23 protein-coding genes are annotated in these 20,703 nt (G+C 71.8%); 5 read left to right on the forward strand and 18 right to left on the reverse strand.

Going from position 1 to position 20,703, the window contains the following annotated elements:
• The first annotated feature begins 68 nt into the window (after positions 1–68).
• The 4 genes from HNQ01_RS07845 to HNQ01_RS07860 all read left to right on the forward strand — a co-directional run bounded on the left by HNQ01_RS07845 (position 69) and on the right by HNQ01_RS07860 (position 6,424).
• Positions 69–3,590 carry a hybrid sensor histidine kinase/response regulator gene (locus HNQ01_RS07845; protein WP_173804805.1) on the forward strand — a complete coding sequence of 1,174 codons (3,522 nt, stop codon included), beginning with the start codon at positions 69–71 and terminating at the stop codon, positions 3,588–3,590.
• The gene (locus HNQ01_RS07850) at positions 3,574–4,527 is read left to right on the forward strand and encodes a response regulator transcription factor (RefSeq protein ID WP_173804806.1); all 954 of its coding nucleotides are present in this window, start codon (positions 3,574–3,576) and stop codon (positions 4,525–4,527) included. Before HNQ01_RS07845 ends, HNQ01_RS07850 begins: the two co-directional genes overlap by 17 nt.
• Positions 4,528–4,684: 157 nt before the next feature.
• A complete protein-coding gene (locus tag HNQ01_RS07855; RefSeq protein ID WP_173804807.1) occupies positions 4,685–5,392 on the forward strand; it encodes a hypothetical protein in 708 nt (235 codons plus the stop codon).
• Positions 5,393–5,713: 321 nt separating this feature from the next.
• The gene (locus tag HNQ01_RS07860) at positions 5,714–6,424 is read left to right on the forward strand and encodes a PEP-CTERM sorting domain-containing protein (protein WP_173804808.1); all 711 of its coding nucleotides are present in this window, start codon (positions 5,714–5,716) and stop codon (positions 6,422–6,424) included.
• Positions 6,425–6,524: 100 nt separating this feature from the next.
• Here HNQ01_RS07860 and HNQ01_RS07865 read toward each other — a convergent pair whose 3' ends face one another.
• The 18 genes from HNQ01_RS07865 to HNQ01_RS07950 all read right to left on the reverse strand — a co-directional run bounded on the left by HNQ01_RS07865 (position 6,525) and on the right by HNQ01_RS07950 (position 20,284).
• A complete protein-coding gene (locus tag HNQ01_RS07865; protein WP_173804809.1) occupies positions 6,525–6,917 on the reverse strand; it encodes a DUF2177 family protein in 393 nt (130 codons plus the stop codon).
• 13 nt (positions 6,918–6,930) lie between these two features.
• Positions 6,931–7,809 carry a UTP--glucose-1-phosphate uridylyltransferase GalU gene (galU, locus tag HNQ01_RS07870; protein WP_173804810.1) on the reverse strand — a complete coding sequence of 293 codons (879 nt, stop codon included), beginning with the start codon at positions 7,807–7,809 and terminating at the stop codon, positions 6,931–6,933.
• Between the two features lie 109 nt (positions 7,810–7,918).
• Positions 7,919–8,521 (reverse strand): response regulator transcription factor, encoded by a 603-nt coding sequence (locus HNQ01_RS07875; RefSeq protein WP_173804811.1) that lies wholly within the window; start codon positions 8,519–8,521, stop codon positions 7,919–7,921.
• Positions 8,509–9,390 carry a LytR C-terminal domain-containing protein gene (locus tag HNQ01_RS07880; protein WP_173804812.1) on the reverse strand — a complete coding sequence of 294 codons (882 nt, stop codon included), beginning with the start codon at positions 9,388–9,390 and terminating at the stop codon, positions 8,509–8,511. The genes HNQ01_RS07875 and HNQ01_RS07880 overlap by 13 nt, the downstream gene beginning before the upstream one ends.
• Positions 9,391–9,411: 21 nt before the next feature.
• Entirely contained in the window at positions 9,412–10,353 is a 942-nt protein-coding gene (locus HNQ01_RS07885) for a type II secretion system F family protein (protein ID WP_173804813.1), read from the reverse strand.
• A gap of 45 nt (positions 10,354–10,398) precedes the next feature.
• A complete protein-coding gene (locus HNQ01_RS07890) occupies positions 10,399–11,370 on the reverse strand; it encodes a type II secretion system F family protein (protein ID WP_173804814.1) in 972 nt (323 codons plus the stop codon).
• Between the two features lie 25 nt (positions 11,371–11,395).
• The gene (locus tag HNQ01_RS07895) at positions 11,396–12,760 is read right to left on the reverse strand and encodes a TadA family conjugal transfer-associated ATPase (protein WP_173804815.1); all 1,365 of its coding nucleotides are present in this window, start codon (positions 12,758–12,760) and stop codon (positions 11,396–11,398) included.
• 23 nt (positions 12,761–12,783) lie between these two features.
• Positions 12,784–13,989, reverse strand: coding sequence for a CpaE/TadZ family protein (locus HNQ01_RS07900; RefSeq protein WP_173804816.1), 1,206 nt, complete (start codon positions 13,987–13,989; stop codon positions 12,784–12,786).
• A complete protein-coding gene (locus HNQ01_RS07905) occupies positions 13,986–14,429 on the reverse strand; it encodes a TadE/TadG family type IV pilus assembly protein (protein ID WP_173804817.1) in 444 nt (147 codons plus the stop codon). Before HNQ01_RS07905 ends, HNQ01_RS07900 begins: the two co-directional genes overlap by 4 nt.
• Positions 14,429–14,905: a TadE/TadG family type IV pilus assembly protein gene (locus HNQ01_RS07910; protein ID WP_286180580.1), complete on the reverse strand. Its 477-nt coding sequence runs from the start codon at positions 14,903–14,905 to the stop codon at positions 14,429–14,431. The genes HNQ01_RS07905 and HNQ01_RS07910 overlap by 1 nt, the downstream gene beginning before the upstream one ends.
• A gap of 14 nt (positions 14,906–14,919) precedes the next feature.
• Positions 14,920–16,212, reverse strand: a complete 1,293-nt coding sequence (locus HNQ01_RS07915; RefSeq protein ID WP_173804819.1) for a pilus assembly protein TadG-related protein — start codon at positions 16,210–16,212, stop codon at positions 14,920–14,922.
• 10 nt (positions 16,213–16,222) lie between these two features.
• Complete coding sequence (locus tag HNQ01_RS07920) at positions 16,223–16,519, reverse strand: hypothetical protein (protein WP_173804820.1); 297 nt, start codon at positions 16,517–16,519, stop codon at positions 16,223–16,225.
• Positions 16,516–18,009 (reverse strand): type II and III secretion system protein family protein, encoded by a 1,494-nt coding sequence (locus tag HNQ01_RS07925; RefSeq protein WP_173804821.1) that lies wholly within the window; start codon positions 18,007–18,009, stop codon positions 16,516–16,518. The genes HNQ01_RS07920 and HNQ01_RS07925 overlap by 4 nt, the downstream gene beginning before the upstream one ends.
• On the reverse strand, positions 18,000–18,881 hold the full coding sequence (gene cpaB / locus HNQ01_RS07930) for a Flp pilus assembly protein CpaB (protein WP_217427453.1): 882 nt from the start codon (positions 18,879–18,881) through the stop codon (positions 18,000–18,002). The genes HNQ01_RS07925 and cpaB overlap by 10 nt, the downstream gene beginning before the upstream one ends.
• Before the next feature lie 66 nt (positions 18,882–18,947).
• On the reverse strand, positions 18,948–19,304 hold the full coding sequence (locus tag HNQ01_RS07935; RefSeq protein WP_173804823.1) for a hypothetical protein: 357 nt from the start codon (positions 19,302–19,304) through the stop codon (positions 18,948–18,950).
• A 65-nt stretch (positions 19,305–19,369) separates the two neighbouring features.
• Complete coding sequence (locus tag HNQ01_RS07940; protein WP_173804824.1) at positions 19,370–19,903, reverse strand: A24 family peptidase; 534 nt, start codon at positions 19,901–19,903, stop codon at positions 19,370–19,372.
• Positions 19,904–19,905: 2 nt separating this feature from the next.
• On the reverse strand, positions 19,906–20,082 hold the full coding sequence (locus HNQ01_RS07945) for a Flp family type IVb pilin (protein ID WP_173804825.1): 177 nt from the start codon (positions 20,080–20,082) through the stop codon (positions 19,906–19,908).
• Positions 20,083–20,107: 25 nt separating this feature from the next.
• Positions 20,108–20,284 carry a Flp family type IVb pilin gene (locus HNQ01_RS07950; RefSeq protein WP_173804826.1) on the reverse strand — a complete coding sequence of 59 codons (177 nt, stop codon included), beginning with the start codon at positions 20,282–20,284 and terminating at the stop codon, positions 20,108–20,110.
• Positions 20,285–20,515: 231 nt separating this feature from the next.
• On the opposite strand from HNQ01_RS07950, the gene HNQ01_RS07955 reads away from it, so the two are divergent.
• Positions 20,516–20,703, forward strand: a 188-nt coding sequence (locus HNQ01_RS07955; protein WP_217427443.1) for a hypothetical protein, incomplete at its 3' end; no start/stop codon positions are given.

Raw genomic sequence — 20,703 nt, forward strand, 5'->3', positions numbered from 1 at the left:
GACGTGACTTCGGCCGGCCTGACGGGCGACAGACCGGGCTGGTGCGTTTCTTGAGTGCCTCCGCCCCCATGAGCGAGGACGGAGACCCATCGGCAGCAGGCCTGCAGGCAGAAATCGGGCCAGCCCGCGGGCTGGGCCCGGCGGGCGAGGCCGGCGAACCGGTGCAGCGCGTCATCAAGATCCGGCGCGACTACAACGACTGGGTCGCCAGCGAGACGCTGGAGGACTACGCGCTGCGCTTCGCCCCGCGCAGCGCGCGGCGCTGGAGCATCGGCCGCGTCGCGGTGACCGCGCTGGGCGGCGCGGCCTCCTTCCTGGTGCTGGAGGCGGTGGGCGCGACGCTGCTGGTGCAGCACGGCTTCGTCAACGCCGCGCTGGCCATCCTGGCCACCGGGCTGATCATCTTCCTGGCGGGCCTGCCGATCAGCGCCTACGCCGCGCGCCACGGCGTCGACATGGACCTGCTGACCCGCGGCGCGGGCTTCGGCTACATCGGCTCGACGCTGACCTCGCTGATCTACGCGAGCTTCACCTTCATCTTCTTCGCGCTCGAGGCGGCGGTGATGGCCTACGCGCTGGAGCTGGCCTTCGACATTCCGCCGGCCTGGGGCTATCTGGTCTGCGCGGCGGTGGTGCTGCCGCTGGTCACGCACGGCGTGACGATGATCAGCCGGCTGCAGGTCTGGACCCAGCCGCTGTGGGCGCTGATGCTGGTGCTGCCCTATGCCTTCGTGCTGCACGAGAACCCGGGCGTGCTCGACGCGCTGCGTTCCTATGGCGGCGAGTCCGACCTGACCGGCTTCGACCCCCATGCCTTCGGTGCGGCGATGACGGTGGGCATCGCGCTGTTCACGCAGATGGGCGAGCAGGCCGACTACCTGCGCTTCATGCCCGAGCGCACGCGCGAGAACCGGCTGCGCTGGTGGGCCGGCGTGGTCACCGGCGGTCCCGGCTGGGTGGTGTTCGGCGTGCTGAAGATGCTGGGCGGCGCGCTGCTGGCCTCGCTGGCGATCGGCCACATGGTGCCGATCGAGCGCGCGGTCGATCCGAACCAGATGTACCTGGCCGCCTACGAGTACGTCTTCCCGCACTACGGCTGGGCGATCGCGGCCACCGCGCTCTTCGTGGTCATCTCGCAGCTGAAGATCAACGTCACCAACGCCTACGCCGGCTCGCTGGCCTGGTCGAACTTCTTCTCGCGCATCACGCACAGCCATCCGGGGCGGGTGGTCTGGGTGGTGTTCAACACCGGCATCGCGCTGATGCTGATGGAGATGGAGGTCTTCCAGGCGCTCGGCGGCGTGCTGAGCCTGTACTCCAACATCGCCATCAGCTGGATGATGGCGGTGGTGGCCGACCTGGTCGTCAACAAGCCGCTGGGCCTGAGCCCGAAGGGCATCGAGTTCCGCCGCGCGCATCTCTACGACATCAATCCGGTCGGCGTCGGCGCGATGGGCGCGGCCTCGCTGGTGTCGGTGGCGGCCTATCTGGGCATCTTCGGCGCGATGGCGCAGGCCTGGTCGGCGCCGATCGCGCTGGTGACGGCGCTGCTCGTCTCGCCGCTGCTGGCCTGGGCCACGCGCGGGCGCTTCTACCTGGCGCCGCGGGTGGGCGAGGGCACGGGCGTCTATCGCCGCTATGCCTCGCCGCAGCGCTGCACCGTCTGCGAGCGCGAGTACGAGGGCGAGGACATGACGCACTGCCCCGCCTACCGCGGCGCGATCTGCTCGCTGTGCTGCACGCTCGACGTGCGCTGCCACGACCTGTGCAAGCCGCCGCAGGCGCATCTGTCGGCGCAGTGGGTGGCGGTGCTGCGCCGGCTGCTGCCGCGCCCGGTCTGGCCGTCGCTGGAGCGCGGCCTGGGCCACTACCTGCTGATGATGGCCGGGCTGCTGCCGCTGCTGGCGCTGCTGGCCGGCATGCGCCGCGAGCTGGTGCTGCCGACGCTGGCGCTGGTGTCGGGCGTGGTCGCCTGGTGGCTGGTGCTGGCGCACAAGAGCCGCCAGGTGGCGCAGGAGGAGGCCAACCGCCAGACGCAGGCGCTGCACGCGCAGACCCAGGCGCTGCGCCGCGAGATCGAGTCGCACCGCCAGACCGATCTGGCGCTGCAGCAGGCCAAGCAGGCGGCCGAGTCGGCCAATCTCGCCAAGAGCCGCTACATCACCACGATCAGCCACGAGCTGCGCACGCCGCTGAACTCCATCCTCGGCTACGCCCAGCTGCTGGAGGAGGACGAGACGATGCCGCCGCAGCGCCGCCAGGCGGTGAGCGTCATCCGCCGCGGCGGCGACCACCTGCTGTCGCTGATCGAGGGCACGCTCGATCTGGCGCGCATCGAGAGCGGGCGCCTGCGCCTGGACGTGCGCCCGATGCGCTTCGCCGAGACGCTGGGCGAGATCACCCGGCTGCTGGAGCTGCAGGCCGCCGCCAAGGGCCTGGTCTTCCGCAGCGAGATCGCCGGCGCGCCGGCCTGCGTGCGTGCCGACGACAAGCGGCTGCGCCAGATCCTGATCAACATCGTCGGCAACGCGATCAAGTTCACCCGCGAGGGCGAGGTGGTGCTGCGGCTGCAGTACGCGCGCGAGATCGCCCGCTTCGAGATCGCCGACACCGGCCCGGGCATGACGGCCGAGGAGATGGCGCGCATCTTCGAGCCCTTCGAGCGCGGCTCGGCGGCGGCCGGCGGCAGCGTCAGCGGCGGCGCCGGCCTGGGGCTGACGATCAGCCGCATGCTCGCCGACCTGATGGGCGGCGAGCTGACGGTCGACAGCCAGCCCGGCCGCGGCACCACCTTCCGGCTGCGGCTGTTCCTGCCGGAGGTGCACGACGGCGCGGCCGGCCGGCCGGCGCCGGTGCGCCGGCGCATCGGGGTGGCCGGTCCGCCGCGCTGCATCTGGGTGGTCGACAACGAGGAGGTCGACCGTGGTCTGATCGTCAGCCTGCTGCAACCGCTGGGCTTCACGATCCGCCAGGCCGCCAGCGGCGAGGAATGCCTGCGCGCGCTGCAGGAGGCGGGCGGGGCCCTGCCCGACGCGATCTTCATGGACCTGGCCATGCCCGGCATCGACGGCTGGGAGACGCTGCGCCGCATCCGCGCCCAGGGCCTGCTGCTGGCGGGCACGCCGGCGGCGATCGTCTCGGCCAACGCCTTCGACAAGGGCCTGGACAACGACGTGGGCATCGAGCCGGGCGACTTCCTGGTCAAGCCGGTGCGGGTCAGCGAGCTGCTCGACTGGCTGGGCCGGCGCCTGGCGCTGCAGTGGATCGAGGCCGAGGCGCCGGCCGCGGAGCCGGCCCTGTCCGCGCCGGGCGCACCGGCCCGGCCGCCGGCGCCGGAGGTGCCGCTGCGCATCGACCCGGAGCGGCTGCGCGCGCTGCGGGACGCGATCGGCATCGGACATGTGCGCGGCGTGATGCGCGAGCTCGACCGCATCGAGGCCGCGCAGCCCGAATGCGCCGCGCTGGTCGGGCGGCTGCGCGCGCTGGCGCGCCAGTTCCAGCTCGACGCGATGAACGGACTGCTGCGCAGGACGCTGGATGAGAACGACCCACGCGATGGCCATGACGACACCGATGAACGCTCCCGCTGAACGCCGCGCCGATGTGGTGCTGATCGTCGACGATGTGCCCGACAACCTCGCGGTGCTGCACGACACGCTCGACGAGTCGGGCTACACCGTGCTGGTGGCCACCGACGGCCCCAGCGCGCTCGAGCGTGCGCTGCGCGCCCGGCCCGACGTGATCCTGCTCGACGCGATGATGCCGGGCATGGACGGCTTCGAGGTCGCGCGCCGGCTCAAGGCCGATGCGCGCACCGCCGCGATTCCGATCATCTTCATGACCGGCCTGACCGAGACCGAGCATGTGGTGGCCGCCTTCGCCGCCGGCGGCACCGACTATGTGACCAAGCCGATCCGCGCCCGCGAGGTGATCGCGCGCATCACCGCGCACTCGCTGGCCGCGCGCGAGCAGCAGCAGGCGCGCAACGCGCTCGACGCCTTCGGCCACGCCACGCTGATGGTGCGCATGCACGACGGGCGCATCGTCTGGCAGACCTCGCTGGCGCGGCAGATGCTCGAGCAGCATTTCGTCTTCGACGGCCGGCGCGCGCCGGTCGAGGTGCTGTCCTGGCTGCAGCGCGAGACGGTGCGCCACGCCGGGCTCGACGAGGGGCCGGTGCCGGGCTCGCCCTCGCTGGTGCTGGAGGCCTCGCTGAGCGGGCGGCGGCTGCGCTTCACGCTGCACGAGGCCGCCGGCGACGGCCAGTGGCTGCTGGTGCTGCGCGAGGCCGACGATGCGGCCGCGCTGGAGGCGCTGGCGCTGGCCTTCGCGCTGACGCCGCGCGAGGCCGAGGCGCTGTACTGGGTCGCGCGCGGCAAGACCAACCGCGACATCGGCGAGATCGTCGGCGCCAGTCCCGCGACGGTCAAGAAACACCTCGAGCATGTCTACGAGAAACTCGGCGTCGAAACCCGCAACGCGGCTGCGGCGCTGGCGGTGGCGCGGGTCCCCCAGATCGGGCGCTGAACCTCGGTCGGGTCGGCACGAAACTTGAATTGGACGCGCCGCTGCAGGTATTCGACCCTTCGTGGTGCATGGCTTCCTCCTAGACTTCACTGCATGCCGGGAAAACCCCGCCGGCATGCATAGCGGACCTTTCCATTCCGTTCAGGAGGATCCTTCGATGTTCAAGAATCTTGCCGTGGCGCTGGCCCTGACCGCAGGCCTGGGCGCACCGGTGTGGGCCGCCAGCGACCTCGGCTTCGAGTCCGGCGACACCAGCGGCTGGACGCTGTCGGGCGGCGCGACGCTGTCGGCGGTCGGCTCCTACTCGACCAATGTGGTCGACGAGTACGATCCGGGCTTCGTCATGCCGGTGTCGCTGTCGCCGGTCGAGGGCAGCCAGTTCGGCGTGCTGCAGATGGGCCCCGCGCCGGCGACCAGCTCGCTGCTGCCGGTCAGCCACGACAGCACCGCGACGCTCTCGCTCGGCGCCGCGTCCCGCTACGGCGACGTGCTGTATCTGCGCCTGCTCACCGCGGACTATTTCTATTCGGTGGCACCTTCGCCGGGCATTCCGACCTACAACGACCGCGTCAGCGTCGTGTATGACGGCAACGTCGCCAGTCCGGACGTGCTGAGCGCCGCCGACATCCTGAATTCCGGCTATACCGCGGATTCCGGCTGGCTCGGCTATGCGCTGCGTCCCGGCACGCAGCAGGTCAGCATCACGCTGACCAATTTCCACGACATCGGTGGCAGCAATCCTCCGACGCTGGCGATCGATTTCAGCGCGGCGCCGGTGCCGGAAAACTCCTCCTTTGCGCTGATGGCCGCCGGCCTCGGCGTGCTGGCCCTGGTCGGGCGCCGTCGCCAGACGTCGCGCGCCTGACCGTCCCTCAGGCCGGTCCCCCTGCCGGCCCTTTCGTTCTTTGGTCTCGTTTCGTACTCATCCTTGATGCCGCCCTTCGGGGCGGCTTTTTTTTGCCCGACCGGATTCTTCCGAGATCTTTGTCCCCCGATGCTTCGCTCCCCCTGAACGAGTTTCATTATTTTCATAAATTCACCTAGTTTCATTTGGATCGCCAGAACAGCACATGATCGGGGGTGCAAACCCTGAGCGGACCCGCCCTACACTGGATCGAAGCAATCAGCCACCGGCCTGCGGCGGCGGATTCTTCAGATCATCCTAAATCAGGAAAGGGCCTCCCCCATGTTCAAGAAGATCGCCTTCGCTGCCGCTCTGGCAGCTGTCTCGGCCTCGCCGGCCTTCGCCGTGACGGACGCCGGCTTCGAGACCGGCACCAGCGGCTGGATCACCCTGCCGACGCCGGACGGCGCGCTGCTCAGCGCCGTCGACAGCGGCACGACGCTGCACACCATCAACGACGAGACCGGCACGCCGTTCTCCTACGCCCACGATGATGGCGTGCCCGGCACCGGCGTGCTGGCCGCCGACGGCAGCAAGTTCGGCCTTCTGGAGATCTGCGCCGCCTCGACCGTGACCTGCGGCAGCAATTCGGCCTACACGCTGAACCTGGCCGGCCCGGTGTCGAAGTACGGCGACGTGCTGTGGCTGCGCCTGATGACCGAGGACTACACCGCCGGCGCGCTGTACAACGACTCGATCAAGGTGTCGTACTACGGTGCCGGCTCGACCTCGGCGCTGGGTGCCGATTCGATCTCGGTGGCCTCGATGATCGCCTCGGGTCTCAACTACGACTCGGGCTGGCAGGGCTTCGCGGTGCCGGTCGGCACGCAGAACATGCTGATCACGCTGACCAACGCCGATCCGTACAACCGCCCGCTGGGCCTGATCGACTACACGGCTGCTCCGGTGCCGGAAGCCGACTCGATCGCGATGATGCTGGCCGGCCTGGGCGTGCTGGGCTTCGTGTCGCGCCGTCGCCAGGTGCGCGGCTGATCGACGCCGCAGGATGACCGGCCCCCGCGGCCGGTCGTCTCCGGCACGACGCCCGGAGGGAGCGATCCCGTCCGGGCGTCGTCGTCTCTGGCGGGGCGGGTCAGGCCGCCGGGCGGGTGGCCAGATGGGCTGCGGCGCCGGCGGCCGCGCTGACCAGCGTGCCCCAGGCCACGTCGACCAGCGCCAGGCGCAGGCTCCAGTGGCGCAGCGTCGCCATGTTGGTCAGGTCGTAGGTGCCGTAGACCAGCAGGCCGACCAGCGCGGCGCGCAGCACCGCCTCGGGCAGCGCCTCGGGCCGCGGCCACAGCACCAGCGCCGCGACGCCGGCCGGGTAGCCGACGTAGAACAGCAGCGCCGGCAGCGTGCGAACCTGCGCGGCCATCAGGTCGCCCATCTCGCGCACGTAGAAGCCCCGCGCGATCCAGCCCAGCCACAGCGCGTCGAGCAGGCCCACGGCCAGCAGCGCTGCCCCCCAGCCCTTCAGCCAGAGCATCGCCCGGTCGCCTTCAGGCCACGCCGTAGCGGGCGTCGAGATAGCGCTTGAACTCGGCGCCCAGCGTCGGGTGCGTCAGCGCCAGCTCGACGTTGGCCTGCAGGAAGCCTTCCTTGCTGCCGCAGTCGTAGCGCTGGCCCTGGTAGGTGTAGGCGAAGACCTTCTCGCGGCGCAGCAGGCCGGCGATGCCGTCGGTGAGCTGGATCTCGCCGCCGACGCCGCGCGGCTGGTTGCGGATCTCCTTGAAGATGCCCGGCGTCAGGATGTAGCGTCCGGCCACGCCCAGGCGCGAGGGCGCGACCTCGGGCGCCGGCTTCTCGACGATGCCGGTCAGGTCGAGCATGCGCTCGCCCACCGGGCGGCCGGAGACGATGCCGTAGCGCTTGGTGTGCTCGGCCGGAACTTCCTGCACCGCCAGGATCGAGGTGCGCCATTCGCGGAACTGCTCGACCATCTGTGCCAGCACCGGCGGCTCGCCGACCATCAGGTCGTCGGCCAGCAGCACCGCGAAGGGCTCCTCGCGCACCACCGGCTCGGCGCACAGCACCGCGTGGCCCAGGCCCAGGGCCTTGGGCTGGCGCAGGTAGATGCAGTGCATGTCGTCGGGCTTGATCGAGCGCACCGTCTCCAGCAGCTCGGTCTTGCCGGCGGCCTCCATCTCGGTCTCGAGCTCGTAGGCGGTGTCGAAGTGGTCGGGAATGGCGCGCTTGTTGCGTCCGTTGACGAAGATCATCTCGCGGATGCCGGCGGCATAGGCCTCCTCGACCGCGTACTGGATCAGCGGCTTGTCCACCACCGGCAGCATTTCCTTGGGCAGGGCCTTGGTGGCGGGCAGGAAGCGGGTTCCCAGACCCGCCACGGGAAAGATGGCCTTGGTGATCTTGGTGGTCATCGCGTGTTCGCTCCGTGGGTGACTGTGGTGTTGAAAGGATCAGGCGATCTGGCCGCAGTCTGCACCAGATCCCGGCCTGCCGGCATCACCCGGAATGAAGCGCTTCACGTCAGCCGTGTCCGGCCGTGCCTGACAGATGTCTTCTCACCACATGCAGGCTCATGCCGAGCGTGCGGCTGATCTCCTTGTGGCTGAGCCCTCCGCGCTGGAGCGCCCGGATCTGCTGCTCGCGCGCGTCCTGCGCCTCGTCGCTGTCGCGCGCCCGGCCGGCCAGCGCCATCAGCGCCTGCGTGTGGGCCTGGCGGGCGCGCAGGTACAGCGTCTGCAGCACCGAGCGCGGCAGCCACAGGTCGCCGCTGTCCAGCGCCCGCAGCACCCGCCCGAGCGCCAGCTCGTCGATGTCGGGCGAGACCGCCGCCTGGACGCGATAGCGCTCGAGCTGCTCGAGCAGCGCCGGCGCGGTCGACGGGCAGCGCCAGGTCACGATCCAGCAGGTCTGCGGCTGGTGCAGGCGCAGCTCGAGCAGCCGCGTGGCATCGCCATCGCCGGCGTCGAAGCCGTGCTCGTCGACGACGAGCACATCGACCTTGGGCAGCCTGGCCACCTCCGCGCTGTCGGGCAGCCGCGCCCAGCGCTCGGTGCGCCAGCCCGCCGGCGCCACGGGCGCGCGCTGCGCGTCGGCGCCGCCCAGCCAGACGATCAGGCCTTCCATGTCGACACCCGCGACGATCCGGCCGGCATGCGTGCCAGGCCCTTGCGCGCGATGGCCGGGCTCGCGCTGTCCTGCAGGTCGCGGCCGACGACGATGCGCACGTCGGTCTCGCCCAGGTCGGGCATCTCGCGCAGCCGCACCGGCACCGGCATCTGCCGCGCCAGCGCCTGGGCGCGGTCCGCATGGCCGGGCCGGTAGCCGATCTCGGTGCGGTCGGCATCGAAGCGGCCCAGGTTGGACAGTCGCACCCTGGGCAGGCCGAGCCACCGGCCCAGCCGGGCGGCGGCGCCGGCGCGGCCGTTGCCGTTGACGATGCGCACGCGGGCCTCTGCCTGCCGCGGGTCGGGGCCCAGGCCGGGAGAGACCGCGGCTTCGGGCGTCTCCCGCGGGGCGGCGCCGGGCGTGGCGACAGCCGGCGCGGTCGGCGCGGCAGGCGCGGGCAGCCGCTCGAGATTGACCTGCGCGCGTCGCATCGACGGATCGATCTCCAGCGCGGCGAGCAGATGGGGGCGTGCCTCGTCCGCGCGGCCGGACTGCATCAGCAGGAAGCCGAGGTTGTTGCGCATCGCCGCCTGCCGCGGCGCCAGCCGGACGGCCTGCTGCAGCTGCGCGATCGCCGCGTCGAGGCTGCCGGCCGCGGCCAGCAGCAGCGCCTGCCGGTGCAGGCGGTCGGCGGGCGCGGTGGCCTGGGGCTCGCCGGCCTCCAGCGCGTGTCGGACCTGCTGCAGCGGCTCGATCCGCCAGGGGGGCGTGCGTGCCGGTGCGGCCGCGGTGTCCGGCGGGGCGCTGGCGGGCAGCACCGCGCAGCCGCCCAGCGTCGTCGATGCGAGCATCGCCAGACCGGACGATGCGATCAGGGGGCGTGTCATCAGGATCTCCGGGTGGGGGGCTCAGCCCATGCTGCGCAGCGCGCGCACCAGCTGCAGGCCGGCGGGGCCGACCAGCACGACCAGCAGCGCGGGAAAGATGCAGAACATCAGCGGGAACAGCAGCTTCAGGCCGATCTTGGCGGCGGCCTCCTCGGCGCGCTGGCGCCGGCGCGTGCGCAGCAGGTCGGACTGGATGCGCAGCGAGGCGGCGATGCTGGTGCCGAAGCGCTCGGCCTGGATCATCATCGTCGCGAAGCCGTCGATCTCGTCGACGCCGGTGCGGAAGGCCAGGTTGCGCAGCGCCCGCGGCCGGTCCATGCCGGCGCGCAGCTCCAGGTTGAGCAGGCGCATCTCCTCGGCCAGCACCGGGCTCTTGATGGCGATGTCGTCGGCCACCCGCAGCATCGCGGCCTCGATGCCCAGGCCGGCCTCGACGCAGACCGTCATCAGGTCGAGCGCGTCCGGGAAGGCCTCGAACAGCTCGCGCTGGCGCTGCTGGATGCGCCGTGCCAGCAGCAGGTTCGGCGCGTAGTAGCCGGTCGCCGCCAGCAGCAGCGGCACCAGCAGCTGCAGGCTGCCGTCCTGCCGGCCCGCGCCGCCGCTCAGGTGCCGGGCCAGCAGCATGAGCAGCGGCAGGCCCAGCGTCAGCACCGTCTTGATCGCGAAGAAGGTGCGCGGCGCCGAGGCGTCGCGCAGGCCTGCCTGCACGAAGCGGCGCTTCAGGGCCGAGGCCTCGAAGCCTTCCTCGGGCGTCGAGAGCCGGCCGGCCGGCTCGATCCACCGCAGCAGCGTGCGCAGCCAGCCCGGCATCGCGGCATCGTCGCGCGGGGCCAGCGTGTCGCCGGCCAGGCGGTCCAGGCGCTGCCGCGTCCGGCGCCGCTCGATCAGCCAGCCGGCGGCTGCGGTGCTCGCGGTCACGACCGCGAACACCAGTCCCAGGAAGATCAGCTGCTCGATGTCCATCGTCAGAGTCCGCAGTCCAGTCGGTTCGGGGGGAGCACGGCGGGTTCAGGCCCGCAGGCGGATGATGTGGCGCATCCAGAGCTGGCCGATGGCCACCAGCAGCAGCGCCGTGCCCGACAGCATCCGGCCGGTCGGATCGGTCCACAGCACCGACAGGAAGTCCGGGTTGACCAGATGCACCATCAGGCCGACGCCCAGCGGCAGCAGCGTCAGGATGCGCGCCGACAGCCGGCCCTCGGCCGAGAGGGTGCGCACCTGGCCGTGCAGCTTCATGCGCTGGCGCACCAGCGTGCCGATGCCGTCGATCAGCTCGGCCAGGTTGCCGCCGGCTTCGCGCTGGATCGTCACCGCCGCGACGAAGTAGCCGATGTCGGGCAGCGGCACCCGCTCGCTCAGCCCGCGCAGCGCCTCGTCGAAGGACACGCCGTAGTGCGTCTCGTCGGCCAGCAGCGCGAACTCCGGGCCGAGCGGCGTCGGCAGCTCGTCGCCGCACATCCGGATCGCCACCGGCAGCGCATGGCCGGCGCGCAGCGCGCGCGCCATCAGGTCCAGCGCCTCCGGGAACTGGTTCTCGAGGCGCTGCAGGCGCTGCTCGCGCTGCCGGCTCATGCGCAGCCAGGGCAGGGCGCCCAGTGCCGCGCCCAGCAGCAGGCCGGCGAGCAGGCCGCGCTCGAGCAGCGCCGCCACCAGCAGGCCGGCACCGGTCAGCAGCCCGGACAGCGCCAGCAGCTCGCTGGCCGCCAGCGTGCTGCCGCCGGCGCGCACGTGGCGCTCCAGCCGCAGGCCGGCCGGGGTCGCGCGCAGCAGCCGGTCCAGCGCCGGCAGCCGGGTCTCCTCCTCGACCCGCTCGAGGCGGCTGACGTCCCATTCGGCGTCGCCGGCCAGCGTCGACAGCCGGCTGGCGATGCGCCGGGCCTCGGCGCTGCGCCGGCTGGCCCAGAGGTTGTAGAGCCCCTCCAGGCCGAGCACGACCGCCAGGAAGGCCAGCAGCGAGAACAGGACGAAGGTGGTGTCCATCGGCGGAGTCCGCGGCGGTGCCGGTTCAGATCACCCGGCGCACCGGATGGAAGAGCGCCTCGGCGAGCCGGATGCCGCGCGAGCTCAGGCGCTCCCAGCAGCGCGGGCGCACGCCGGTGGCATGGAAATGCCCCTGCACCAGCCCGTCCGCGCCGACGCCGGTCTGACGGAACGCGAAGATCTCCTGCATCGTGACCACCTCGCCTTCCATGCCGGTGATCTCCTGGATGCTGGTGATGCGGCGCGAGCCGTCGGCCAGCCGGTTGGCCTGCACGACCAGCGACACCGCCGAGGCGATCTGCGCCCGCGCGGCGCGCATCGGCAGGTCGACGCCGCCCATCGCGATCATGCTTTCGAGGCGCGCGAGCGCGTCGCGGGCGGTGTTGGCGTGAATGGTCGTCATCGAGCCTTCGTGGCCGGTGTTCATCGCCTGGAGCATGTCCAGGGCTTCGGCGCCGCGGGTCTCGCCCAGGATGATGCGGTCCGGGCGCATGCGCAGCGCGTTGCGCACCAGCGCGTTCTGGCCGATGGCGCCGCGGCCCTCGATGTTGGGCGGGCGGGTCTCCAGCCGCACCACATGGGGCTGCTGCAGCCGCAGCTCGGCCGCGTCCTCGATGGTGACGATGCGCTCGCCGGCCGGGATGAAGCCGCTCAGGATGTTGAGCAGCGTGGTCTTGCCCGAGCCGGTGCCGCCGGAGATCAGGATGTTGAGCTGCGCCTCGGCCGCGGCCGCGAGGAACTGCGCCATCTCCTCCGACAGCGAGCGCAGCCCGACCAGGTTGTCCATGCGCAGCGGCGTGGCCGGAAAGCGCCTGATCGACACCACCGGGCCGTCGAGCGCCAGCGGCGGGATGATGGCGTTGACCCGGCTGCCGTCGGGCAGCCGCGCGTCGACCATCGGGCTGGACTCGTCGATGCGCCGCCCCACCCGCGACACGATGCGGTCGAGCACCTTCATCAGGTGGTCGTCGTCGACGAAGCTGACATCGGTCAGCTCCAGCCGGCCGCCGCGCTCGATGTAGATGCGGTGCGCGCCGTTGATCAGGATGTCGGAAATGCCGGGATCGGCCAGCAGCGGCTCGAGCGGGCCGTGGCCGAGCATCTCGTTCTGCACGTCGCGCACCAGGTTGCGCCGCTCGGTGGCGTTCAGCACCAGGTTCTCCTCGGCGAGCTGGCGCTCGACGAGCAGGCGCAGCTCGTCGCGCATGCGCTCGGCCGGGAGGTTCTCGAGCGCGCTCAGGTCGATGCGGCGCAGCAGGCTCTGGTGCATCTGCGCCTTGATCGTCTGGTAGGGCCGCAGCGGCATCGCGGCGGCCTCGCCGGTCTCGTTCTGGCCGCTCAGTCCCTGGGGCGGGACCGACGGGGCGCCGAGGCGTTCTCTCAGGCTCATGGGGGGCTCCGGGCGGGATGGGGTCAGGGCGAGGGCGTGGCGGACGATCCGCCGAGGATCTGGCGCAGCCAGCCGCCCCGCGGGCGGCCGGCGGCCGGGGCGGCCTGCGGCACCAGCCGCGCGGCCAGATCCCCCAGCGCGCGCGACAGCGGGCTCGACGGCGCCACCTGCGCCACCGGCAGGCCCTGGTTGACCGCGGCGGCGGCGGCGGCGTAGTGGTTCGGCAGCGTCAGCACCTCGTCGATGCCCAGCGTGCGGCGCAGGTCGTCGAGCGTGATCTGGCCGCCCTTCTCGTGGCGGTTGACGATCCAGGCGGTCTTGTCGTCGGCATAGCCGAGCGAGCGGAAGACCTCGCGCAGGCGCCGGCCGTCGCGCACGAAGGGCAGCGTCAGCTGCAGCACCGCGCAGACCCGGTCGGCCATGTCCAGCGCCTGCAGCGTCACGCCGGTCAGCGCGCGGCCGGCGTCGATGACGACGACGTCGAACATCGTGCGCGCGAGCTGCACGATCGCCTCGACCTGCGCCGGCGTGACCGCGCTGCCGCGCGAGGGGTCCTCGGGCGCGGCGAGCACCATCAGCCCCGGCGACACCTCGGTCATCGCCGCGCGCAGCAGGTCGGCATCGAGCCGCTCCAGCGAGGTCGCCACCGTGGCGACGTCGCTGGACGCGCGGGTGCTGCCGAGAAAGAGCAGCGCGTCGCCGAACTGCATGTTCAGGTCGATCAGGCCGACCCGGCGCCGTCCGCCGTCGGCCAGCCGGTGCGCGATGTTGGCGGCGACGAAGGTCGCGCCGCTGCCGCCCTTGCAGCTGATGAAGGCCAGCACGCGGGCTGCCGCGCTCGGCTGGGCCGCCGCGGGAAAGGCGGCGCGGCGCTTGCGCGCGATGCGGCGCACCGCCTCGACGAGGGCCTCGGTCGCGGTGGGAGCGGGCACGACCTCGCGCACGCCGGCGCGCATCGCGCGCAGCAGCATGTCCTGCGTCAGCGCGTTGCCGATCAGCACGAAGTCGATCTCGGGATGCTGCGCGGCCAGCCGTTCCAGCGCCTCGAAGTCCCGCGAGGCCACGGTCTCGACGATCACCAGGTCCGGCCGGCTGCCGTTGACCAGCACCAGGACCTGGTGCAGCGGCAGCACGATGGCCTCGGGCTGCAGCGTGGCGTCGCCGGCGCCCAGCGCGGCACTCCAGGTGTCGGCGTGGCGGGCGATCGGCGAGATGACCTTGATCTTCATGGCTGGCACAGCGTGTTGTCGGTGCTGGAGAGGGATTCGCGCGGCAGCGTGGTGCGCTGCGGCGGCAGCACCGGGGCGAAATCGACGAAGGGAATGAAGGTGGTGACGCTGCGGGCCTGGAGCGTCACCTGCACCCGCTGGCAGGTGTCGCGGTCGCAGCCGGCGGGCTCGAGGCTGATCTGCGGCACGATCACGCTGGCGGCACCGGCGCCGAGGCTGTCGGCCACGCGCCCGGCGATGTCGGCGTCGCCGATGTCGCAGACCACCGCCAGCCGGGCGGCCAGACGCGAGGCCTCGCCGCCGGCGTTCCACAGCCACATCACGCGGCCGACCTCGATGGTGCCGATCAGCAGCGGCAGCAGCACGCTGGCCACCAGCGCGAACTCGATGGCGGTCGCGCCGCGCTGGCGCTTCAGGGCGGACAGGCGGGCGCGTCTCATCACAGCCCCTGGCGCATGGTCGCCGAGATCGGCGAGAAGGTGAAGGCGGGCACCAGCCAGCTCGCCAGCGGCTGGAAGTCCAGGCCGCTGATGCGCACCTCCACGAGGTTGATCACGCCGCGGCCGGTGGACTGCAGCCTGTGCGCGCCGCTGCTGCTGGCGTCGAGCACCGTCACCTGGGCGGTCGTCAGGCCGCTCACCAGTGCGGTGGTGCCGGCGCTGGTGCTGCCGTAGACGGCCAGATTCGTGGCTTCGGCGATCGCGCCGGCATCGCCCGGCGCCTTCTCCGAGAGATGGCGCACCGCGTCGCGCGTGCTGCGGGTCAGCGCGGCGTACTGGTTCATCGCGCGGCCGAACTCCACCGCGCCCAGCAGCAGCGTGATCAGCACCATCGCCACCAGGCCGAACTCGACCGCGGCGACGCCGCGCTGGCGCGTGCGCAAGGGCAGTCGCGGATGGGCGGATCGTGTCGTCATCGCGGGCTCCCGGTTCATTGCTCGAGCATCGGCACCCTCGGGCCGCTGCTGGTGCTGCCGCCGGGCGTGCCGGTGCTGCCGCAGGGCGTCGTGCCGCTTGATGCGTTGCCGAGGTACTGGAAATGGAGGTCGCTGGTCGCGCCGTCGCCCATCGGGTTGAGCATCAGCAGGCAGGCGACGCCGCTGATCCTGGGCGTGCCGGCCGTGCAGTCGGTGACGGCCACGCTGATCAGGCGCCGGTCGGTGCCGTATTGCTGGTGCGCGGCCTGGGTGATCGGGTTGCCGGAGTAGCTGCCGCCGGCATTGCCGTTCCCGTTTCCGTTGCCATTCCCTTTGCCGTTGCCTGGCGGATTGCCCTTGTAGTCGTTCGGCGTGAAGGGCGTGAAGCTGGCGCGCCGGCTCAGGTAGTCGCCGTAGACGTCGGTGCCGATGCCCAGGGTCTTGCTGGGGTAGGCGTAGCCGGTGCGGTCGGGCGGGACGGTGGACGGGGTCGCGGCACCGGCGCCGTTCGGGTACAGGCCGAAACGGGTGTTGTAGGCGCTCTTCGTGCCTTGCTGCGTGCCGTTCGACAGCGTCACGGTGCTGCCCTGCGCCTTGCCGCAGGCCGGGGTCGAACCCTCCAGCTGGTCGCGGATCGCGTTCGTGCTGGTGTTGCCGGTGATGCTCGCCCAGCGCAGACTGCCGCCCAGGCTGGCATCCTGGCCGCTGGCCGTGGAGGTCACGGTGATCCACTGGTTGACCGTGTAGCCGAAGTTGCTGCCTGCGCCGCTGCTGCACAGCGCCATCGGTGTCGACAGGCAGAAGTCCTGCGCCGGCGCGGTGGTGGCCACCGCGCTGGCCGCCACCGTGCTGTTGCCCGCGCCCAGCACGCCCATCAGCCACGGCTGGATGCCGCCGACCTGCGCGGTGCAGCGCACATGGCGGGCGGTGGCCGCGGCGCCGGCGGTCCGGGCCGCATAGCTGCCCGACAGCGTCGAGGCGAAGGTGACGCTGGCGCTGACGGCGGCGGCCTGCAGGTCGGCCTTGTGGCGGGCGGCGACCGTCTGGCCGGCGGCTTCCGCATTGGCCAGGCAGCTGGTGTCGGTGCCGGTGCAGACCAGCTCGCGCGCTGCCGCCAGCGCGCAGGCGTCCACCGCCGACTGCAGCTCCGACTTGGCGACGTAGAGCCGGCCGGCGTCGATCGACAGGCCCGCCGCGCCGATCAGCACCACCAGCGACAGGCCGACCATGATCGCGACCGCACCCTGCTGGGCGGCGCGCGGGCGGGGCGGCTGGCGGAGACGGCGCGGGGCGCGGAGCGTGCTCATGGCCGCAGCCTCACTGGCCGGCGCCGCTGCCCGCGCCGCCGCTCACGCCCAGCGTGATCTGCTGCGGCACCGGCGGCGCGCGGAAGCTCTCGAGCTGGCGCGCGCCCGCCTCGCGCACGGTGCGGCCGTCGGCCGCGGGCTGGCTGTCGGCATGGCGCAGGCCGGCGCGCGGGTCGGCGGCCTGCTGCAGCAGCAGCGTGCGCGCGGTGTCGCCGAAGCGGCTGTCGTAGTCGGGCGAGGTGCTGGCGCAGCCGGTGCACAGCAGCGCAAGCAGCGTCAGGGCGGCAGGGCGAGGGAAGAACATCATCGGCGGACCTCGTTCGGTGCGGGCGGCTCCAGGCCGCCGTCTTCCGGGGACGTGCGCGCGGCCGGCGCGGTCGCGGCGGTCTCGGGCAGCGGTCGTTCGCTGCGGCCTTGCAGCATCAGCTCCTGGCGCGTCGGCGGCAGGTAGGCGTCGGTCGGCAGCCGGTAGCCCGGCTCCAGCGGCTTGACCAGGCGCGGCGTCACGACGAACACCAGCTCGCTGCGGTCGTTCTGGAACTCGGTGCTGCGGAACAGCGCGCCCAGCACCGGCAGCTCGCCCAGGAAGGGGAAGGCCTTGATGCTGGTGGTGGTGTTGTTCTTGATCAGGCCGCCGATGGCGAAGCTCTGGCCGTCCATCAGCTGCACGGTGGTCTCGGCCTTGCGCGAGGTGAAGGCCGGCAGGATGGCGGTGCCCGACACGCCCGAGGCGGTGATGCCCACGCCCTCGCGGTTGAGCTCCGACACCTCCGGGCGCACGCGCAGGTGGATGCGCCCGCCGCCGAGCACCGTCGGCGTGAAGCGCAGCGACACGCCGAACTCCTTCTCCTCCAGCGTCACCTCGCGGGTGCCGTTGCTGCTGGTCGAGGCCACCGGGATGAAGATCTTGCCGCCGGCCAGGAAGCTGCCGGTCTGGCCGCTGATGGCCATCACGTTCGGCTCGGCCAGCACCTTCACCAGGCCGTCGGTCTTCTGCGCGTCGATCGACAGCGACAGGTTGCCCGCGCGCAGCGCCGACAGCGCGGCGTTGCCGCTGCTGAGGAAGTCGGCCAGCAGCGCATAGGTCCAGTTGCCGTTGGTGCGGCTGGCGCCGAACTGCGCGCCCAGCTTGTCGATCAGCGACTTGGACACCTCGGCGACCTTCACCTCCAGCATCACCTGCTGCGGCGCGGCCACGCTGGTCATGTTGACGATGCGCGGGTTGGCGGCTGCGCCGCCCTGCGCGCCGCTGCCCTGCTGGCTGCGCACGAAGGCGTTGGCCAGGTCGGTGACGCGGATCAGCGCCTCGCTGTCGCTGACGCTGCCCGACAGCACGATCGAGTCGAAGGCGGCGGCCACGCGCACGTCCTTCTCCTCGGGCAGCAGCTGCGCGATCAGCGCCTGCAGCGCCGAGACGTCCATGCCGACGACGACGTCGAAGCTGGTGCAGCGGCCCTGGCGGTCCATCATGACGACATTGGTCGTGCCCAGCGCCTTGCCCAGCAGGTGGACCTCGCCGGGGCCGAGCAGCACCACGTCGACCTCGGCGACGCCGGGTCGGCTGGCGGCGGCCGCGCCCGCGCCGGAGGCCGCGGCCTGGCCGGGGTTGCCGAGCACGATGCGCGCCACCGGTGCGGCCGGGCGCAGCAGCGTCGACTTGCCGACGGCGACCTGCACCGCCGGGCCCGGACGGACGTCGCTGCAGGACGGCGCGGCGGCCGGCGCCGGGGCGGCGTTCGCCCCGCTCGACAGCGCGCCCAGGACCAGGGCGCTCAGGAGAGACGTCTTCAGAAGCATTCGGTCACCTTGCTGGAGCCGCGGATGATGTCCACGCAGTGGGTGCGATCCGGCACGGGCGCCGGAGCCGGCGCTGGCGCCGGCCGGGGGGCGGGCGTCGCCCGGGACGGGGCGGGGGCTGGCGCGGCGGCGACCTGCGGTGCGGTCGCGGCCGGACGCGGCGCCGGCGTGACGGTGCCCAGCAGCGTGTCCTTGGTGACGCCGCTGGAGGCCTCGCCGCGGGCCTCGGCCGGGTTGCGCAGCACCAGCGAGAGCGTGCCGACATTGCGGGCGAGGTCGAGGATCTCGGCCTCGCGCGGCGTGACCTCCAGCGTCACCGCGTTGACCACCTTCGGCCGGGTCGGGTCGCGGTCGACGTCCTGCGCGACCGCCAGCACCAGCATGCGCTCGAGCACGATCTTCGAGATCGGCCGCTCGCGGCTGCCGTCGCCGCGATCTTCCTGGGTGCTGACGATCACGTCGACATGGGTGCCCGGCAGCGCGAAGCCGGCCACGCCGACGACGTCGTTGACCCGCACCGTCATCGCGCGCTTGCCCGGCGTGACCAGGGCGGTCAGGCCCGCCTGGGCGCCGACCGGCGCCAGCCGTGCGGCCAGCACCGGCTCGCCGCGCACCAGCGCCGTGGTGACCACCCGGCCCTGGAGCGCCGCGGCCTGCTCGAAGGTGCCGGCCGGACGCTCGCCGCGCGGCCAGTCGACCACGCTCAGCATGTCGGCGTTCAGCGCGGTGCCGATCGGAATGTCCTGCCGGGCCACCAGGACCGGCTGGGCGGCTTGGCCCTGGCGCTGGACCCAGCGGGCGGCCAGCACCGTGGCGGCCAGGCCGGCGAGCAGGGCCACCACCAGCATCAGGATTGCGCGGGATCGCATCAGGCAGGTCCTCGGGGCGTGAGAAGTGAGAAGGAAGGGCTCGGGCCGTCGTGGGGCGACCGGTCGTCTTCAGTGGGCACTGACGCCGTGTGTGGCGGGCTGCCGGTCCAGGTGCTGGTGCAGCGTTTCGCGCAGGTGCCGGCGCGCCGAGGCATCCAGCCACACCGAGGTGACGCCGTTGAGGGTCCGGCTGCTCTGGTAGATCGTCAGCCGGGCCGGCCGGCGGGTGTCGAGCAGCGGGCACTCGAGCAGCCAGGTCTCGCGGTGGCTGCCGGTGCTGCCGCGTTCGGACAGCGCCGACTCGAGCTGGCGCGCGTCGGCGCGCGACAGCGTGGTCGAGACCGAGAAGTCGCCCTCGACCAGCGCGAGGGTGATCTGATCCGGGGTCGGACTGCTGACGGTCCAGTTCAGTTCGGTCATCGTCATCGCAGGCTCCGTGGCGTCGAGGACAGGGGACGGCGCGCCCGTGGGCGCAGGGCAGGGAATTCGGGTCAGGCCGGACCGGCGTGCAGCACGGCGATCAGGGTTCCGGCGGCAATCGCCACCGCATAGGGCAGGCGCGCGGCGGTCGTGGCCAGCGGCGCCAGCCGGGCGCGTTCGCCGCTCTGGGTGCGCACCATCAGGTCGGTCACCAGAAAGCGGATGTTCTCGAGCGTCTGCCGCGCCACGCCGCGGCCCAGCATGAACACCAGCGAGAGCACGCCGCCCGAGACCAGCGTCCACAGCGCGGCGTCCAGCACCACGGCCGGCCCGACGAAGCCGCCGACCATGGCCATCAGCTTGACGTCGCCCGCGCCGCAGGCGCGCATCAGATACAGCGGCATCAGCACGAGCAGGCCCGTGCCACTGCCCTTGAAGAAGGCGATCAGGGCCTCGCCCGCAGGCGAGCCCGGATCCAGCAGCCGCCCCGCCAGCCCCAGCCCCAGCCCGACCGCGACCAGCACGTTCGGGATGCGCCGGCTGCGCAGATCGGTGGCGATGGCCACGATCAGCAGGGCGGCGAGGAGCAGGTAGGTCGCAAGCATGTTCAAGGCGCTGCAGTGCCACCAATCGCAGTGACAACGCTGTTGAACAGGACTTTGAGTTGGGTACCCAGGTTGGTGACTGCGCCAATGATGACCACGGCGATCAGCGCAGCGATCAGGCCGTATTCGATCGCGGTCACGCCTTCTTCGTCGCGCAGAAAATTGCGAATCAGGTTCATTTCTTATCCTGAATTTGCTAAGGGTTTAAGTCGCAGCCGTGCCGCCAAGCGCCGTAACGACGCTGTTGAACATAACCTTGAGGCGTGCTCCCAGATTGGTGACGGCACCAATGATGACCACGGCGATCAGCGCAGCGATCAGGCCATATTCGATTGCGGTCACGCCTTCTTCGTCGCGGATGAATTTCTTGATCAGGTTCATGAGGTACTCCTTGAAAGAATCCGCTTGAATCAGGCCGGATTCGCAACCTGTGCAAAAAATTGTAGGGATCCGCTCCGGCCTGATGAAGTGACGATCGTGGGGGATCTGTCGGGTGGAAAGGTCACAGGTCGCCGGGACATTCCGCTTCCTGCATTCGCGGGGTGGCTTTCATATTTATTGATCAATTGGACTATTTCGATTTTCCGGGCGCGGTTCCGCTCTGGCCGGGCGTTGTGCCGCTCTGCCCGGGGGCCGTGCCGCTCTGCCCTGGAGCCGGAGCCGGAGCTGGAGCCGGAGCCGGAGCCGGAGCCGGAGCTGGTGGCGGTGGCGGTGGCGGTGGCGGTGGCGGTGGCGGTGGCGGTGGCGGTGGCGGTGGCGGTGGCGGTGGCGGTGGCGGTGGCGGTGGCGGTGGCGGTGGC

It is taken from the genome of Sphaerotilus uruguayifluvii (assembly GCF_013294065.1).
Classification (GTDB): Bacteria; Pseudomonadota; Gammaproteobacteria; order Burkholderiales; family Burkholderiaceae_C; genus Sphaerotilus; species Sphaerotilus uruguayifluvii.